Source organism: Bradyrhizobium sp. SOJA106, from assembly GCF_059448745.1.
The window spans coordinates 6,594,961-6,611,211 of record NZ_CM182549.1; the positions used below are offsets into that span (position 1 = coordinate 6,594,961).

A 16,251-nucleotide genomic window follows, 5' to 3' on the forward strand; every position below is an offset into this window, starting at 1 on the left:
CATGCCTCACTACGTCGCCATCCTCGAAGACAATGGCCCGGACGAAGCCGTCGGCTTATGGTTTCCCGACCTGCCCGGCTGCATGTCCGGCGGCGATGACGTCGACGAGGCCCTGGAGAATGCGCCCGAGGCGCTCGCCTTCTACGCGCAGGAGCTGATCGCGGATGGCCAGCAGCTTCCGCCGCCGCGGACACTGGACGAGCTCAAGGCCGATCCGAAGTTTGCCGAGGGCCTCAGGAAACACACGGTGGTCCTGATCGAATTTCCTTCCAGCGACGACGCCGTGGAGTGAGGACTGTTCGCCGCACTGGCCGAACTCTCGACAGTTCTCGCCCGAACGCCCCTTGACCATGGCGAACTTCCCCGTATCAGATGCACGTATGGTCCGGGGCTCCATCACACTGATCTTGCTGGCATTGGGGATGCCGTCGCTTGCGGCGGCGGAGACCATGAGCTTTGGCGATGCGATCGGAAAGCTGGCGGCGAGCTGCGGCGCCGAGATCGTCGCCAATTGCCGCGGCGTCAACCCGGATTCGACCCGCCTGAAGGAGTGCCTGTCGCGCAACCGCGACGTGCTCTCCCAGCAATGCGCGAGCGACTATCTCGGCGTCTTCGACGCCATCCAGAAACGTATCGCCGCGCGCGTCACCGTGGCCAACGCCTGTCAGCGCGAGATCGTCAAAGTCTGCGGCGGCTCGACCAAGGAGACCAGCAAGTCGGTCCCCTGCCTAGTCTCGACGCCCAAGGGCATCAGCAACAACTGCCTGAAGGCCGTCGACGACGCGGGGTATCGCTGATGCGCGCGTTGAGCTTCTCCACCGCCGGAATCGGCATCGCACTCGGTCTCGCCTTGTTCGCGGGCCCGGCCCACGCGCAGACGGCGGCGGCGCCGACCCGGGACGAGATCGTCGCCAAGCTCAACCATTTCGAAGAGGCGGGAGAGGTCGATCTGCCTGCGCTGAAGCAGCAGGTGATGGAGCGCGCCAAGGCCAGGATCAAGAACGATCCGGGTCCGGTGAATCGGCCGCTGATCGCGCCCGATCTCGCCAAGCTGCCCGCCTTCAATGCGCAGATCCAGTTCGACGCCGACACGCCGATCATCCAGCCGGCGTCCTACCAGACCGTCGGCCGCATCGCCGACGCGCTGGTTCATTCCTCGTTGCTGCCCTACACTTTCCTGATCGTCGGCCATGTCGAATCCAACAGCAAGACGCGCGAGGCCAACGCGATCCTGAGCCAGCGCCGGGCGGATGCAATCCGTGACGTGCTGGTGAACACGTTCAAGATCTCGACCAAGCGGCTGCATCCGATCGGCCTCGGCGAGGAGCAGTTGCTCGACCGGGCGAAGCCGACCTCGGCAGTCAACGGCCAGCTGCAGATCCTGACCTTCGCTAAGGTGCCGGAGGAAGCGCCCGCGCATCCGGCTGCGGCGCCTGTACCTGCGGCGAAAAAGCCCGCCAAGAAGCGCTGAGGATGAGCATCTCGGCACCTGGCGGAACCCCTTGAAGTTCTTCCGTTTTGTGACCTGTCTCGCAGCGCGACAACACGGTTTTGCGCGACGATAGGGCCGGTTTGTGCACCGCCCTGTCAGGTGCTATAGCCTGTTCTCGCCTTCCCAACCCCATGATGCACGAGACCGAGATGGCCAGTTATTTTCAACGCCAACTGGCGGACTATGTCGAATATCATCGCGATCCCTGGAACTGCGCGATGCACGTGGTCGGTATCCTGCTGCTGTTCACGGGCGCAGTGCTGCCGCTCACGCTCGTGCATTTCAGCGTGTTCGGGGTCGAGGTGAGCCTCGCCGTAATCCTGGCACTGCCGGTGCTGGTCTACTGGGCGATGCTGGACGCCGGGATCGGGCTCGGCATCCTCGCCGCGATGATCGTGCTGCTTTCGGTCGCAACCGCGATCGGCAATCAGGTCTCGATCGTCATGATGTGGTCGATTTTTGTGGTGCTGATCGGTTTTGGCGTCGCGGCGCAGATCGTCGGCCACAGGGTTTTCGAGGAACGGCAGCCGTCGATGGTTGACCACCCCGCGCATTTCCTGCTTGGACCGATGTTTGTCATGGCGAAATTGTTCATTGCATTGGGCTTCCGTCGCGACCTTGCCGCGATTCTGGCGCCTGTTCCGGCCAATTCCCTTTCAACCCGATAGCTCTAGAAGCGAAACAGTAAACCTTCTGCATGGCTCTCGTACTGGTTACCGGTGGCAGCGGCTTCATCGGACATCACCTCGTCGAAGCGCTCCGCGCCCGTGGGCAGCGGGTACGCGTTCTCGATGTCCGTGCGCCGGCCGCGGCGAATGCCGACATTGAATATGTCCATGGCTCGGTGCTTGACGGCGCCGCGGTCGACGCTGCCGTCGCCGGCGTCGATCAGGTCTATCACCTCGCGGGCCTGCCCGGCATGTGGGTCGCCAACAAGCAGGATTTTCACGACGTCAATTGCCGCGGCACCGAGGTGGTGCTCGCAGCCGCGATGAAGCGCGGCGTGTCGCGTTTCCTGCACTGCTCGACGGAATCGATCCTGTTCCCCTATTCCGACCTGGGCGGCGTCGCCGCGGAGGAGGCGCTGCAGCCGGCCGATGCGATGCCCGGCGCCTATACGCGCTCGAAGTCGCTCGCGGAGCATTTTGCGGCGAAGGCTGCGGCCGACGGCTTCCCGCTGGTGATCGGCACGCCGACCATGCCGATCGGCGCCGCCGACCACAATCTGACGCCGCCGACCGCGATGCTCTGGTACTTCCTCCAGAAGAAGGTGCAGCCGCATCTCAACTTCCTGGTCAATCTCGTCGACGTCCGCGACGTCGCCATGGGCCTCGTGCTGACCATGGAGCGCGGCCGCATCGGCCAGCGCTACATCCTCGGCGGCGACTGCGTGCCGCTCGGCCGCATCCTGCGCATGATGTCGGCGATGAGCGGCCGCCGGCAGTTTCCGGTGGTCGTGCCCGGCAAGATCGCCGAACTCTCCGCGATCATGCTCGAATACATCTCCGACCACATCACGCGCCGGCCGCCGAACGGCACCGCCGAGGGCGTGCGCATCGCACTTGCCGCGAGCGATCTCTCGATCGGCAAAGCCCGCAACGAGCTCGGATATTCGCCGCGCCCGATCGAGCCGGTGCTGCGCGAAACCATCACCCATCTGCTCGCCCGCAACGGCCAGCAGCCCTCCGGCGCCATCGAGCATCACGCGCTGTCCTCGCGCGCGGGCTGAAGCCGCCGCCTAACGCAAAGAACCTTCATGTCCTTTGATTTCAGCAAGCTTCTCTCTATCGCCTGGGGTGGCTGGACCACGACCTGGCCGACGCAACTGCTCGCCCTGATCTGGCTCGCCTGGCTCGCCAGCTGGGTCGGCGCCTCGTTCTGGCAGGGCCGCACCCAGAAGCAGGTGATGACGCTGGAGTCGGGCCGCTATCGCATCCCGATCCTGGTCGGCGGCATCCTGTTCACGCCGTGGACCGCGGAAGTGCTGAACGAGAAGCCGCTCTGGGTGTTCAGCAATCTCGGCGTCTACATCGTGGCGCTGATCGTGCTCGCCGGCATCTCCTTCACCTGGTGGGGACGGCTGCATCTCGGAAAATTCTGGTCGAACACCATCACCCACAAGGAAGACCACCGCGTCATCGACACCGGTCCCTACGGCATCGTCCGCCATCCGATCTACACCGGCCTGATCGCCGGCATGCTCGCGACCGGCATCGCGGTCGGCACGGTGACCGCGATCCTCGGCGCGATCCTGATCTCGCTCGGCATGTGGCAGAAGGGCCGGATGGAAGAGGTGTTCCTGTCGAAGGAGCTCGGCGAAGATGCCTACGGCGCCTATTGCCGCCGCGTGCCGATGATCATTCCGTTCCTGTCGCCGCGGTGACGGCGTAGCAGCTCGCCTCACTCTTGTGTCCCGGACGCGCGGCAGCGTGCCAAGAGCGCGTTCACGCGCGTCTTCGACGCGCTATGACTGCTGCGCAGAGCCGGGGCCCAGATAGCCACGCATTGCGTGGCGGTGGGATAGGCCCCGGCTCTGCAGCGCAGCGAAGGCGCACCGCGCTTGCGTCCGGGGCGCGAGCGCATAGTCCGACGCGCCACGGAACCGCCCCTCCGCTCGTCCGTTAGCCTTCGACACCTGCACCACCCGCAGAGCATCAAACCATGTCGGACGCCTACGATTATTTCCGCGCGCATGCGATCGCCGCCGTCCGCAAGGCGCGGGCGTTGCCGCCAGGGCGGCCGAAGCAGAAGCAGCGTACGGTCGCGCGGGTCTATCATCTGCTCTCCAAAGAAGCCGCGCTGGCGCCCAACGTCCATCATCTCGACGATTTCCGCGCGGCCCGGCGGCTGGAGCGGCAGATCGGCGGCTGACCTCTCCATGCAAATTTGGTCGGCAGCCATTCCGCGGGAATGGGCCCCGGCGGTGCACCGCACAGGTTGACGTCCGCCTCATCAGCCAGTTGGATGCGCGCGCAAACAGGGGCGTCTCATGACTTTTTCCAGCATCTTCGCGCAGTTCGTCGCGTTCCTCGGCGGCATCGCGCTGCAATGGCGAAAACTGTCGGGCACCGAGCCCGCGCCGGCCTGGGGAGAGAAGCCCGCGATTCCCGAAGCCAAGCCGCAAGGCGCGATCCCGACCCTGAAGATGCCGACCGCGCGCGGCTGGAGCGAAGGGCAGAAGCCGACTGCAGCGCCCGGACTCAAGGTCAATGCGTTCGCAACCGGCCTCGACCATCCGCGCTGGATCGAGGTGCTGCCCAACGGTGACGTGCTGATCGCGGAAGCGACGCAGGTCGCAGGTCCCCCGCGCACCGTGTTTCACTATGCGATGCAAGCGACGATGCGGCGCGCCGCCGCGCTCGGCGTCTCCGCCAACCGCATCACGCTGCTGCGCGACAAGGACGGCGACGGCATTGCTGAAGTCCGCGGCGCCTTCATGAAGAATCTCAACCAGCCGTTCGGCATGGCGCTGGTCGGCGATACCTTCTATGTCGGCAACACCGACGGCGTGATGGCCTTTCCCTACGTCGCCAATGCCGACGGCATCACCGCGCCGGGCAAGCGCCTCACCACCTTCAAGCCGAGCGGCCACTGGACGCGCAGCCTGCTGGCGAGCCCCGACGGCAAGAAGCTCTATGCCGGCGTCGGCTCGCTCAGCAACATCGCCGAGATGGGCATGGAGGTCGAGGAAGGCCGCGCTGCAGTCTACGAGCTCGATCTCGTTGCCGGCACACACCGCATTTTCGCCGCGGGCCTGCGCAACCCTGTTGGTCTCGCCTGGGAGCCGAACACGGGCGTGCTCTGGACCGTCGTCAACGAGCGCGATGGCCTCGGCGACGAGACCCCGCCGGATTATCTCACCTCGGTGCGCGACGGCGGCTTCTACGGCTGGCCCTATTGCTACTGGGGCAAGACGGTGGACGACCGCGTGCCGCAGGATCCCGCGATGGTCGCCAAGGCGCTGCAGCCCGACTACGCGCTTGGCGGCCATACCGCTTCGCTCGGCCTGTGCTGGATGCCCGCGGGTACCCTGCCCGGCTTCCCCGACGGCATGGTGATCGGACAGCACGGCTCGTGGAATCGCAGCAAGCTGTCCGGGTACAAGCTGGTATTCGTCCCGTTCGAGAATGGCAAGCCGTCCGGCCCGGCACGCGACATCCTGTCGGGCTTCCTGTCCCCGGACGAGAAGGAATCCTACGGCCGCCCGGTCGGCGTCGTGATAGGCCCCGACAAGAAGTCGCTGCTGATGGCCGACGACGTCGGCAACGTGATCTGGCGCGTGACGGGCGCGTAAAGCTCACGTCCCCACACAGAGCGTGGCGCGCTGCTTCTTCAGCAGCGCGATCACGGACAGCGCGGTGATCATGCCGGTCTTGGGATTTTCGGACGGGACGTTCTCGATGCCCATCGAGAACCGCGCCGAATCCGCTTCGACCTCGATGCGATGAACATTGCGCGTTACTGTGGGGTCGGCCCAGACCTGCATCTGGGTGCGATCGGGCCCGATGCCCGCCAGCGACAGCGCAACGGCCACATTGACGTTCGCCGGAAAGCCTTTCGCGGCTTCGCGCGCGCTGCCCTCGAACAGTTTCAGCGGCTCGCGCAGATTGTCGATGTCGATCTTGTTCTGGACGATGAACGGCGCCCCCCTGAGCCCGTCGATCGGCTTGCGCGTGACCATCTTGACCGAATGGATAGTCCCGACCGCGGCGGCGTTGACGGCATCGAGGCCGATCAGCGCGCCGGTCGGCACGAGGATGCGGCCGCCATTGGCGCGGGCGAGATCGACCAGATCAAAATTGTCGAGCAGGCCACCGACGCTGACCACGACCGCAGCCTTGCCGCGCTTCACCGCGGGCTCGACGATGGAGCGCAGATGGCTGCTCGGCGCGCATTCGACCACGATGTCGGCGGCGGCGCCGAGCTGGTCGACTGGCATGACTTCCGGCGAGCGGCGCAGGCCGCTCAGGAAGGCCAGGTGCTTGGCGGGATCGCGCACGGCCACCGCAGACAGCGCCAATCCCTCGATGCCCTGATCGAGTGCCGTTGCGATCTTGGTGCCGATCGAGCCCAGCCCGGCGATGGCAACCCGCAACTCGTTCGGCGCTTTCTGTTCAGTCATCGCATTCACCTTCTGGTCCGCCCTTATGTCCATAGCCGCTCACGCCTCCCGTGCATAGCTGCGCAGGCGCGCATGCAGCACCGCCAGCATGGCATCGCGGGCCGAATCGCGCGATCCGCGCAGCCATGCGGCGGCAAGCGGCAGCCGGCCGACAGGGCCGCTCTGCCTCGGTCGGAGCGGCACGAAGCGCACGCCCGACACCGCCATCCGCATGGTCCAGCGCGGTACGATGGCAACGCCGAGCTTGGTTGCCACCAGATTGATGATGGTCTGCTTCTCGTCGGCGACCTGCACGATGCGCGGCGTGAGGCCAGCCTGCTCGAACAATTTGATCGTGAGGTCGTGGCTATGCGGCCGCGAGCGGCGGTCCGGCACCAGCATCGCCTCGTCGGCGATGTCGGCCAATGTGATCGACTTCTTCGCGGCCAGCGCATGCCGCTGCGGGAACGCCACGATGGCCGTTTCCTGGAGCAGATCGCGGAATTCGAGCCGCTTGTCGGCACGGCCGGGCGGACGAACGAAGGCGAGATCGAGCGTGCCGGTCAAAATCTTCGGCAACAGCCGGACGGTCTTGTCCTCGAGCAGCTGCACCGCAATCTCCGGATGCCTAGCGCGGAAATCGCGCAAGAGCGGCGGCAGGAGCCCGGCTGCCGCACTGTCGATGGCGCCGACGCGGAGCCGCCGGGCAGTGCCTGCACGCGAGCGGTTGCGCAAATTGCTTTCGACCGCCTCGACCTTGGCGAGGATGGCGCGGGCATCGCGCAGCAGCGTCGTGCCGTCCTCGGTGAGCGACACCGCGCGCGTGGTCCGCGCGAACAGCCGCGTGCCGAGGTCTTCCTCCAACAGCCTGATCTGCCGGCCGAGCGCCGAGGGCAGCATCTGAAGCTGCTGCGCTGCGCGGCCGAAATGCAATTGCTCGGCCGCCGCAACGAAGCATCGAAGCTGATGCAATTCCATTCAAGGTCCTTGCGTCTCGCCTAGGCAATCACATTGTATGAGGACGTCATAGCCGCCATGAGGTTATGGAAGCTTCAGTGCGTCCAACGCTCACCTCACACGGCGGCTGCCGTGCGATGATTATATCATTTTTTTGTATAAACCAGCGCCAATTGAGCCCCTCTCCTGCCGCCGCTTAGGCTCCACCGCATAACGAAGAACCGGAACCTGAGGAGGCCAGGGTGGCGAGCGAGATTCAGACGCGCGTGCTGCGCAAGGTCACCTGGCGCATCGTTCCCTTCATCATGCTGCTGTACTTCGTGGGGTTCATCGACCGCGTCAATGTCGGCTTCGCCTCGCTGACGATGAACAAGGACATCGGCCTGTCGCCGGCGGTCTATGTTTCGGCGCCGGCATCTTCTTCTGGGGCTATTTCCTGTTCGAGGTGCCCTCCAACATCATCCTGCACAAGATCGGCGCGCGGATCTGGATCGCGCGGGTGATGATCACCTGGGGCCTCGTCTCCGCCGCGATGGCGTTCGTGCAGGGGGCAGCCAGCTTCTACATCCTGCGCTTCCTGCTCGGCGTTGCCGAGGCCGGCTTCTTCCCCGGTATCATCCTCTATCTCTCCTACTGGTTCCCGGCGCGCCAGCGTGCCGCTGTCCGACCCTGTTCCTGTCCGGTCCCGCGACCGCGGCCGGCATCGCAACTGTCGCGCGCGAAAACCGCGCCCGCCGAACCCGTCCCGCAATCCCACTGACATCCCAAACCGGAGCTTTCCCATGCGCACCCATTCGATCGCAGCCATTCCCGCCGACGGCATCGGTCCCGAGGTCATCTCAGCCGGCGTCCGTGTGCTGGAGGCGCTGGCAAAGCGCAGCGGCGACCTCGCCTTCCACGTCAAGGCGTTCGACTGGGGCTCGGACTATTACAAGAAGCACGGCGTGATGATGCCGGCCGACGGCCTCACCGAGCTGAAGAAGTTCGACGCGATCTATTTCGGCGCGGTCGGCGCGCCTGACGTGCCCGACCACATCACGCTGTGGGGCCTGCGCCTGCCGATCTGCCAGGGTTTTGACCAATACGCCAATGTGCGGCCGACTAAGATCCTGCCCGGCGTCGCCTCGCCGCTGAGCAATGTCGGCGTCGGCGATCTCGACTGGGTGATCGTGCGCGAGAACTCGGAAGGCGAGTATGCCGGCATGGGAGGCCGCGCGCACAAGGGTCTCCCGGAAGAGGTCGGCACGGAAGTGGCGGTGTTCACCCGCGTCGGCGTCACGCGCATCATGCGCTATGCGTTTCAGCTCGCGCAGTCGCGGCCACGCAAGCTCCTGACCGTGGTGACCAAGTCGAACGCGCAGCGCCACGGCATGGTAATGTGGGACGAGATCGCCGCCGAGGTCGCAACCGAATGCCCCGACGTGACCTGGGACAAGATGCTGGTCGACGCCATGACGGTGCGCATGACGCTGCATCCGAAGAGCCTCGACACCATCGTCGCAACCAATCTGCACGCCGACATCCTCTCCGACCTTGCCGGCGCGCTCGCGGGCAGCCTCGGCGTGGCACCGACCGGCAACATCGATCCGCAGCGCCGCTATGCCTCGATGTTCGAGCCGATCCACGGCTCGGCCTTCGACATCACCGGCAAAGGCATTGCCAACCCGGTCGCGACGTTCTGGACCGGCGCACAGATGCTCGAGCATCTCGGCGAGAAGGACGCGGCTGCGCGCTTGATGAAAGCGGTTGAACGCGTCTGCGCGGCCGGCGTGTTGACGCCAGACGTCGGCGGCAAGGCGACGACGAAGGAAGTGACTGACGCGGTGATCGACGCGATCCACGGGTCGAATCTTTAGAGCGCGATGCCTTTCCCTCTCCCCGCAAGCCGGGGCGAGGTAAACCAAAACTACTTCCGCCCCGACGGCGGCGGCGGCGGCGCTGCCATCGCGGCGGCAGGCTCGGGCGGCGTCAGATGGCGCGGGACGATGATGGTCTGGCCGGGCGTGAGCTGCGTGTTCTCTGCCAGCGAGTTGCTCTGCGCGAGCGTCCACAGCGGCACGCGGTTGGCTGCGGCGATGCTCTCCAGGGTGTCGCCGCGGCGCACCGGCACACGTACGCCGCTGTCCCATAACTCCACCAGCGTATCGCCCGGCACGAGATAGCGCAGCGGCACCGCGTTGGCCTGGGTCTGCGGCGGAATGCGCGGCAGCTGCGTCACCATCTCGACGATCTGGCGATGGATGTCGTCGGACTTCTCGATGTTGATGTGCGAGACGCGGGCGTTTTCCTTGAGGTCGTAACTCGCATAATGACCGCGATAGCCGGGCACCGCCACGACGTCGCCGCCGCCGAGCACGCTGTCGGAGAGAAAGATGTTGATGAAGCGCTCGACATTGAGCGGCACGTCGCCGGTCGCGTGGGCGGGATCGATGGCGATGACAAGGCTGATCGGGACGTTCTCCTTGGCCGCCATCTCGGAGATCACGATCGAGCACAGCCCGCCCATGGAATGGCCGATCAGCACGATCGGCGCCGGGCTCTCCTTGTAACTGGCGATGGCGCGGTTACCGATCAGCCGGCAGATGGTGAACTCGTAGACGTCGGCCGAGAAGCCGGCCTTGGTCAGCTTCTCACTGAGCCGGTCCATACCGGTCGAGAAGATCGGGCCCATGGCGCCGCGAAACAGATAGATCTTTGGCGGCGGCAGCGGCTCGAAGGGCGCGGCAGGCGGCGCGGCGGGCACGGCCGGGACCGCCGCCGGCTTCGACTTCGCCGGTGACGCCGCAGCCACGACGGGATTCAAGGCGAGCAGCGCAAACGCTGCCAGCACGACAACTCGCCTCAAGTCGATCATCAGTTCAGCAGTCCCGCCACGGGAGGTACGGACCTCCTCCAAACCGTCTCATTGACAACCGATTTGGCGGTTTTTGGGGCGCGGGAACAGGGCCGCGGCGTACCGGCACCCGGGATCAAAGGTCCGTGATCGGCTGGACGAGCAGAGCTCGTCACTGCCGGCTCCTGACCCGGCTGCGATGCGCGGCCTGCTTGGCGCGGTTGCCGCAGATCGCCATCGTGCACCATCGCCGTGCGCGCCTGCGGGTGTGATCGACGAACAGCATCGTGCAATTGTCGCCCTCGCACGCCTTCACATCGGAGAAGTCTTCGTCGCAGACGAACTTCGCCATCGCCTCGCCGATGGGCTGCAGCAGGGACTCCGGTGTTCGCCAGCGCCTTAAGCGCGACAATCCCAATGCGGTGGTGCAGTTCTTCGATACCGGCCATTTCGCGCTGGAGACGCATACGCGCGAGATCGCGGACGCGATCCGCGTGTTTCTGGCGTAACGGAAGCCGATGCGAAGCGGCCGCGGCGTAGCAACGCCGCGGCCGCCGAACATCACGGGAGAAGAGACGTCAGTTCCTCGCCGGAGCCGTTGCCGCCGCCGAGCGCGCGGGTCGCGGCGCGCCGGGTTCGGCAACGGGAGCCGCCGGTGCGCGCGAGCGCATGATCGCGGCGTCGATCTCGGCGATGACGCGGCGCTGGATCGCCTCGTTCTTGTCGATCGAGATGTGGCCGACGCCGGTGCCGCGGACGTCGACATTGTCGAGCCTGCCGCGCAGGCCTGCGGCGGCCCGCACCGGCTCGCCGGGACCATCGCCGATATAGATGTTGATGTAGCGCTCGGCGCCGGTCGAGAGCTGGGTCTTGAACACGGAGTCGAGGCCGATCGCGAGCTTCACGGGCACGCCGAGCCGGTTGAGCTTGGCGATCATGTCCGGCAGCGCGGTCGCGCCGGAGGAATGGCCGACCAGGATGATGGTCTTGAGGCGGCCGGCCTTGTAGGCGGTCGCGGCTTCATCGGCGAGTGAGGACCAGGAGACGAAGTTGGCGACGGTCACCGGGATGCCCTGCGCCTGGAGCCGGGCGCCGATCGTGTCGAGACCGAGCGAGAAGATGTTGAGCACGCCGCGGAGCAGGTAGACATGGGTCGTCGCGGCCGCGGCCTGGCTCGGCGCCGCCCGGGCGGTGGTCGGGCTCATGGCAACAGCTGACAGCAGAAGCAGGGCCAGCGCCCACGCGCGGAGGGCGGACGACTGGCTGGCGCCGGCGGTGTGACGGCCGTTCGGTCTCATCGATGTTTTCCCTGGGGACGATACGCTTTGCGATTGTCCGGAATCGTAGCCACGGCCCGCTCGCAGACGCAACAAAGAGGCGCGTGAACGGCAATCTTCGCCGCAAGCCGTGACCATCGCGCAACACTCGCCCGGAACCTGCCACTCGACGGCCCGTTTTGAGGCCATTTTTCTCCGGGCAATTGCGACCGGGCAAGGGCCTTCCTATCTCAGGGCACCGCTGACCCGCCTCCCAGTGGGTCCAGCCTTCCTTCCCCAGCCTTTGCCCCCAGCTTTGCGGCCATCATGTCCTCCATCATTTCCGTCGCCAATCTGTCGAAGACCTATGGGTCCGGCTTCAAGGCGCTCAAGAACGTCAATCTCGACATCAAGCGCGGCGAGATCTTTGCGCTGCTCGGGCCGAACGGCGCCGGCAAGACCACGCTGATCTCAATCATCTGCGGCATCGCCAATCCCAGTGAAGGCAAGGTTCTGGTCGGCGGCGAGGACATCCAGACCTCCTACCGCAAGGCCCGCTCGCTGATCGGGCTGGTGCCGCAGGAACTGCACACCGACGCCTTCGAAACCGTGTGGGCGACGGTGAGCTTCTCCCGTGGCCTGTTCGGCAAGCCGAAGAATCCTGCGCATATCGAGAAGGTGCTGAAGGATCTCTCGCTGTGGGACAAGAAGGACAACAAGATCATCACGCTCTCCGGCGGCATGAAGCGCCGCGTGATGATCGCGAAAGCGCTGTCGCATGAGCCGCAGGTGCTGTTCCTGGACGAGCCTACCGCCGGCGTCGACGTCGAGCTGCGCAAAGGCATGTGGGAGGTGGTGCGCACCCTCCAGCAGTCCGGCGTCACCATCATCCTCACCACGCACTACATCGAGGAAGCCGAGGAGATGGCCGACCGTATCGGCGTCATCAACAAGGGCGAGATCGTGCTGGTCGAGGACAAGACGACCTTGATGCAGAAGCTCGGCAAGAAGCGGCTGACGCTGCATCTGCAGGGCAAGATCGCCTCGCTGCCGGAGAGCCTCGCGCATTACGAGCTCGACCTTTGCGACAGCGGCGCGACCCTGGTCTACGACTACGACACCAAGGGCGAGCGCACCGGCATCACCAGCCTGCTCAGCGACCTCCGCACCGCCGGCATCCGCTTCAACGATCTCGACACGACGCAATCGTCGCTCGAGGACATCTTCGTCGACCTCGTGAGGACGTCATGAATCACCGCGCGATCCGCGCCATCTATCTGTTCGAAATGGCGCGCACCTGGCGAACGCTGCTGCAAAGCATCGTCTCGCCGGTGGTGTCGACATCGCTCTATTTCGTGGTGTTCGGCGCCGCGATCGGCTCGCGCATCAGCCAAGTCGAAGGCGTCAGCTACGGCACCTTCATCGTGCCGGGCCTGATCATGCTCTCGGTGCTGACGCAGAGCATCGCCAACGCCTCGTTCGGCATCTATTTCCCGAAATTCACCGGCACGATCTACGAGATCCTGTCGGCGCCGATCTCCTACTTCGAGATCGTGCTCGGCTATGTCGGCGCCGCCGCGACCAAGTCGATCATCCTCGGCCTGATCATCCTGGCGACAGCGGGTCTGTTCGTGCCGCTGCACATCCATCATCCGATCTGGATGCTGGCTTTCCTGGTGCTGACGGCGGTGACGTTCAGCCTGTTCGGCTTCATCATCGGCATCTGGGCCGATGGCTTCGAGAAGCTGCAGATGATCCCGATGCTGGTGGTGACGCCGCTGACCTTCCTCGGCGGCAGCTTCTATTCAATCGACATGCTGCCGGCGGGCTGGCGCACGGTCGCGCTGCTCAATCCGGTCGTCTATCTGATCTCGGGCTTCCGCTGGAGCTTTTACGAGATTGCCGACGTCAGCGTCTCCGTCAGCATCGGCATGACGCTGGCATTCCTGGCGATCTGCCTCGCCGTCATCTGGTGGATTTTCCGCACCGGCTACCGGCTGAAGAATTGAGCTGTCATTCCGGCCGCCCGAAGGGCGAGCCCGTGGCCGGCGTGCGGCAGCGCCAACAGAGCAAGCAGCATGGCCGCGGCTGCGAACAGCAGGCGGGCGGGCAGACCGGCCGGCAGGTCTGCGGCGGCGATACGGGCTTTGTTCATCTTCGATTCCAAAGGGTATTTGGCGGCGGACGCCGCCTGTCGAGGCGGGCCACAGTCAATGTTCGAACCGGCCAGATGGTTGCGCCTTTGTGACAAATTGTCGGCGTTGTGAATGCGCGTCCGCTCGCGAAAATGTCAGCATCGCCGCTCGCCACGCGGCACAAAGCGGCCTTGCTTACATCACGCGTCACGTTAACGATGGGCGGCTAGGCCGCTGGAACGAAAGCCGGATTGCAGGCATATTGCACGCCGGGGGACGGAGAGCCGCGGCGCGTTGCATGAACAGGCCGGAGGCCAGACGTCAGATGCGTTCATATTTAATCGCGTTCACTTCCCTGATGCTTTTGAGCGCGGGTACCGCGCAGGCCAAAGTCGACATTACCATCGACAAGGACAATCAGCAGATGACCGTCGTCGTCGACGGCGTGACCCGCTATCACTGGCCGGTGTCAACCGGCATCCCCTCGCGCGAGACGCCGAACGGCGCCTTCCGCGCCTTCCGCATGGAAGAGGATCACTTCTCCAAGGAATTCGACGACGCGCCGATGCCGCATTCGATCTTCTTCACCAAGGTCGGACACGCCATTCACGGCACCGACTCGGTCGGCCGTCTCGGCTCGCCCGCGTCGCATGGCTGCGTTCGGCTGTCGCGGCAGAACGCCTCGACGCTCTACGCGCTGGTGCAGCAGCAGGGTGTGCTCAACACCACGGTGACATTGACCGGCTCGGCGCAGGTGGCGCTGGCGCGCAATCCGCGCGGCCGCGCCAACACCGCAGTGGCGCGCGCCCCGCAGCAGCCTGCTGAAGAACAGTACGCCACCACTGGCGATCCCGTGAACCTGGCGCCGCCGGCGCAGCCCGCCCGCCGCTACATGCCGCAGGACGACAACTACATTTATCCTGCCGATGGCAGCGACACCGGCGCGCGCTATCCGGCACCGCGCTCGGCCGGCCGCCCGCTCTATGATGCGCAGGTCTATCAGCAGCAGCCGCAGCCGTACTACAATCAGGGCTATGGCCAGCAGGGCTACTATCAGCCGCAGCCGCGGCAATATTATCAGCCGCGCGGCTATTACTATCAGAATTGAGGTTATCTGAACGCGCCCTCGCCGCGTTCGACGATCTTTCGCGCCGCGTCGACGAAGGCGCGGGCGACCGGCTCGAGGATGTCGGGGCCGGTCGCAGCGAGATCGTCCGAGGGCGTGTGGAACGTCCGATGGCGGCCGGCCATGCCGAGGAAGTTGGCATAGCCCGCCGCATGCACGTCGCGCAGCTCGCCGATCGCCTGCTTCTCCGTCACCAGACGTTTGGCATCGACCCTGACGAAGGCCTCGTCGGCGAGCGCGACGGCCGATTTGCTCAGCACGAGATAGCGTTCTTCCTCAGGCCGGTCGGTGCGGGCTCCTTCCGCAAAGGCATAGCAGGCGTTCGACGAGCCGAAGTGAATCCATGCCAGCGTGTCCTTCGGCGCCGGTGCGCCGTGCTTCAGGAACAGCTCCATGCCGCCATGGCCGATCTCATGGCCCGCGGTGACGATGAAAACGAAATGCGCCGGCCATTTTTCCGCAGCGACAGTGCGCGCGAGCGCGAGGAAATTGGCGATGCCGGGGCCGCGCTCGCACACGCAGCTGTACCAGCCGGTCATCGGCGTGGAGACGACCATGGTCGGGCCGGTGCCGATCGAGGCGATGACGTTGCGGCCTGCGACATCGCGCTCGTAATGGCCCTTGACGTCAAGGCTGACAGGCGCGCCTGACACCAGCGCGCGCTCGAACGTCGCGCGCGATTTGGCGCCGACCACGATCACCGGCACCGGCCATGGCGCGTCCTCCTGCGTGACGTTGTAGGCGAAGCGGTCGTCCGCGGGATTGCCGATCGTCAGGAGGATCGCTGCAGGCTTCCTCGCCACCGCCTCGCTGATCGCCGCGCGGTGGGCGGGGCCAAGATAGGCGCCGCGATCGAACGGCAGGTCGAGCAAGAGGATCTTTCCGACGACATCACCATCGCGCGCGAGCGGCGCTGTGAGATGGAAGCTCGCTTTGTCTTCCGGCGGCCACCAGAACGGTGTCGCCTCCACGCGCGCGCCGCCGGCATCGACGCTGGCCTGCTCGACAACGTATTGCCGCCCGAGCACGACGGGCTGGAAGCTGACGTCGAACCCCGCCTGCCTCATCTCGCCGGCGATCCAGTCCGCGGTGGCGCGGTCGCCGGGCGAGCCGAAGCGGTGCAGGCCGAAGGAGGCGTAGCGATCGACATCGGCATAGAGAACAGCACCCGAAAGCACATCCTTTGCCGCCGCCTGTCCAACCATGAAAGCCGCCGCCATCGCGATGAAGATGCGCTGCATCTAAGTCGTCCCGAATCCGATCCCGCCCGCGGCCCGTCTCGGCCTTCCGCCACCGCCGTCAACAGCCTTCGCCGGCGGGCATGAACGGCTCGATCGTGGGAAATCGCGCC

At 65.5% G+C, this 16,251-nt stretch carries 18 protein-coding genes and 3 pseudogenes; 14 read left to right on the forward strand and 7 right to left on the reverse strand.

Annotated features, from left to right (window positions below):
* The first annotated feature begins 1 nt into the window (after position 1).
* The 8 genes from AC5V87_RS31090 to AC5V87_RS31125 all read left to right on the forward strand — a co-directional run bounded on the left by AC5V87_RS31090 (position 2) and on the right by AC5V87_RS31125 (position 5,786).
* A complete protein-coding gene (locus AC5V87_RS31090) occupies positions 2-292 on the forward strand; it encodes a type II toxin-antitoxin system HicB family antitoxin (protein WP_495368767.1) in 291 nt (96 codons plus the stop codon).
* Positions 293-380: 88 nt separating this feature from the next.
* Positions 381-797: a hypothetical protein gene (locus AC5V87_RS31095; RefSeq protein WP_456836645.1), complete on the forward strand. Its 417-nt coding sequence runs from the start codon at positions 381-383 to the stop codon at positions 795-797.
* The gene (locus tag AC5V87_RS31100; protein WP_456836644.1) at positions 797-1,471 is read left to right on the forward strand and encodes an OmpA family protein; all 675 of its coding nucleotides are present in this window, start codon (positions 797-799) and stop codon (positions 1,469-1,471) included. Before AC5V87_RS31095 ends, AC5V87_RS31100 begins: the two co-directional genes overlap by 1 nt.
* A gap of 152 nt (positions 1,472-1,623) precedes the next feature.
* Positions 1,624-2,160 carry an Mpo1 family 2-hydroxy fatty acid dioxygenase gene (locus tag AC5V87_RS31105; RefSeq protein ID WP_495371979.1) on the forward strand — a complete coding sequence of 179 codons (537 nt, stop codon included), beginning with the start codon at positions 1,624-1,626 and terminating at the stop codon, positions 2,158-2,160.
* Positions 2,161-2,189: 29 nt separating this feature from the next.
* Positions 2,190-3,221 carry an NAD-dependent epimerase/dehydratase family protein gene (locus AC5V87_RS31110; protein WP_495368768.1) on the forward strand — a complete coding sequence of 344 codons (1,032 nt, stop codon included), beginning with the start codon at positions 2,190-2,192 and terminating at the stop codon, positions 3,219-3,221.
* 27 nt (positions 3,222-3,248) lie between these two features.
* On the forward strand, positions 3,249-3,875 hold the full coding sequence (locus tag AC5V87_RS31115) for a methyltransferase family protein (protein WP_456836642.1): 627 nt from the start codon (positions 3,249-3,251) through the stop codon (positions 3,873-3,875).
* Positions 3,876-4,153: 278 nt separating this feature from the next.
* On the forward strand, positions 4,154-4,363 hold the full coding sequence (locus AC5V87_RS31120) for a hypothetical protein (RefSeq protein WP_456836641.1): 210 nt from the start codon (positions 4,154-4,156) through the stop codon (positions 4,361-4,363).
* A 118-nt stretch (positions 4,364-4,481) separates the two neighbouring features.
* Positions 4,482-5,786: a PQQ-dependent sugar dehydrogenase gene (locus AC5V87_RS31125; RefSeq protein ID WP_456836640.1), complete on the forward strand. Its 1,305-nt coding sequence runs from the start codon at positions 4,482-4,484 to the stop codon at positions 5,784-5,786.
* A 3-nt stretch (positions 5,787-5,789) separates the two neighbouring features.
* Here AC5V87_RS31125 and AC5V87_RS31130 read toward each other — a convergent pair whose 3' ends face one another.
* Positions 5,790-6,614 carry an aspartate dehydrogenase gene (locus AC5V87_RS31130; RefSeq protein ID WP_495368769.1) on the reverse strand — a complete coding sequence of 275 codons (825 nt, stop codon included), beginning with the start codon at positions 6,612-6,614 and terminating at the stop codon, positions 5,790-5,792.
* 39 nt (positions 6,615-6,653) lie between these two features.
* A complete protein-coding gene (locus tag AC5V87_RS31135) occupies positions 6,654-7,571 on the reverse strand; it encodes a LysR family transcriptional regulator (RefSeq protein WP_495368770.1) in 918 nt (305 codons plus the stop codon).
* 221 nt (positions 7,572-7,792) lie between these two features.
* Between AC5V87_RS31135 and AC5V87_RS31140 the strand changes: the two are divergent.
* Positions 7,793-8,214, forward strand: a pseudogene (locus AC5V87_RS31140) (MFS transporter); the annotation flags it as partial.
* A gap of 118 nt (positions 8,215-8,332) precedes the next feature.
* Positions 8,333-9,406, forward strand: coding sequence for a tartrate dehydrogenase (locus AC5V87_RS31145; protein ID WP_495368771.1), 1,074 nt, complete (start codon positions 8,333-8,335; stop codon positions 9,404-9,406).
* Positions 9,407-9,456: 50 nt separating this feature from the next.
* On the opposite strand, the gene AC5V87_RS31150 is transcribed toward AC5V87_RS31145, so the two are convergent.
* Both AC5V87_RS31150 and AC5V87_RS31155 read right to left on the reverse strand, forming a co-directional pair.
* A complete protein-coding gene (locus AC5V87_RS31150) occupies positions 9,457-10,404 on the reverse strand; it encodes a LysM peptidoglycan-binding domain-containing protein (protein ID WP_495368772.1) in 948 nt (315 codons plus the stop codon).
* A gap of 151 nt (positions 10,405-10,555) precedes the next feature.
* Positions 10,556-10,801: pseudogene (locus tag AC5V87_RS31155) on the reverse strand (CGNR zinc finger domain-containing protein); the annotation flags it as partial.
* Here AC5V87_RS31155 and AC5V87_RS31160 point away from each other — a divergent pair.
* Positions 10,776-10,892: pseudogene (locus AC5V87_RS31160) on the forward strand (alpha/beta hydrolase); the annotation flags it as partial. The pseudogenes AC5V87_RS31155 and AC5V87_RS31160 overlap by 26 nt on opposite strands.
* 69 nt (positions 10,893-10,961) lie before the next feature.
* Here the strand turns inward: AC5V87_RS31160 and AC5V87_RS31165 are convergent.
* Complete coding sequence (locus AC5V87_RS31165; protein WP_456836635.1) at positions 10,962-11,681, reverse strand: hypothetical protein; 720 nt, start codon at positions 11,679-11,681, stop codon at positions 10,962-10,964.
* A 285-nt stretch (positions 11,682-11,966) separates the two neighbouring features.
* On the opposite strand from AC5V87_RS31165, the gene AC5V87_RS31170 reads away from it, so the two are divergent.
* Together AC5V87_RS31170 and AC5V87_RS31175 are read left to right on the forward strand one after the other, a co-directional pair.
* Positions 11,967-12,890, forward strand: coding sequence for an ABC transporter ATP-binding protein (locus tag AC5V87_RS31170; RefSeq protein ID WP_495368773.1), 924 nt, complete (start codon positions 11,967-11,969; stop codon positions 12,888-12,890).
* Positions 12,887-13,648: an ABC transporter permease gene (locus AC5V87_RS31175; protein WP_456836633.1), complete on the forward strand. Its 762-nt coding sequence runs from the start codon at positions 12,887-12,889 to the stop codon at positions 13,646-13,648. Before AC5V87_RS31170 ends, AC5V87_RS31175 begins: the two co-directional genes overlap by 4 nt.
* Here AC5V87_RS31175 and AC5V87_RS31180 read toward each other — a convergent pair.
* Positions 13,630-13,794 carry a hypothetical protein gene (locus AC5V87_RS31180; protein WP_456836632.1) on the reverse strand — a complete coding sequence of 55 codons (165 nt, stop codon included), beginning with the start codon at positions 13,792-13,794 and terminating at the stop codon, positions 13,630-13,632. The two genes, AC5V87_RS31175 and AC5V87_RS31180, sit on opposite strands and share 19 nt — an antisense overlap.
* 278 nt (positions 13,795-14,072) lie before the next feature.
* Here AC5V87_RS31180 and AC5V87_RS31185 point away from each other — a divergent pair, with 278 nt between their 5' ends.
* Complete coding sequence (locus AC5V87_RS31185; protein WP_495368774.1) at positions 14,073-14,882, forward strand: L,D-transpeptidase; 810 nt, start codon at positions 14,073-14,075, stop codon at positions 14,880-14,882.
* A 2-nt stretch (positions 14,883-14,884) separates the two neighbouring features.
* Here the strand turns inward: AC5V87_RS31185 and AC5V87_RS31190 are convergent, their stop codons facing one another.
* Complete coding sequence (locus AC5V87_RS31190; RefSeq protein ID WP_495368775.1) at positions 14,885-16,141, reverse strand: hypothetical protein; 1,257 nt, start codon at positions 16,139-16,141, stop codon at positions 14,885-14,887.
* Positions 16,142-16,251: the final 110 nt, after the last annotated feature.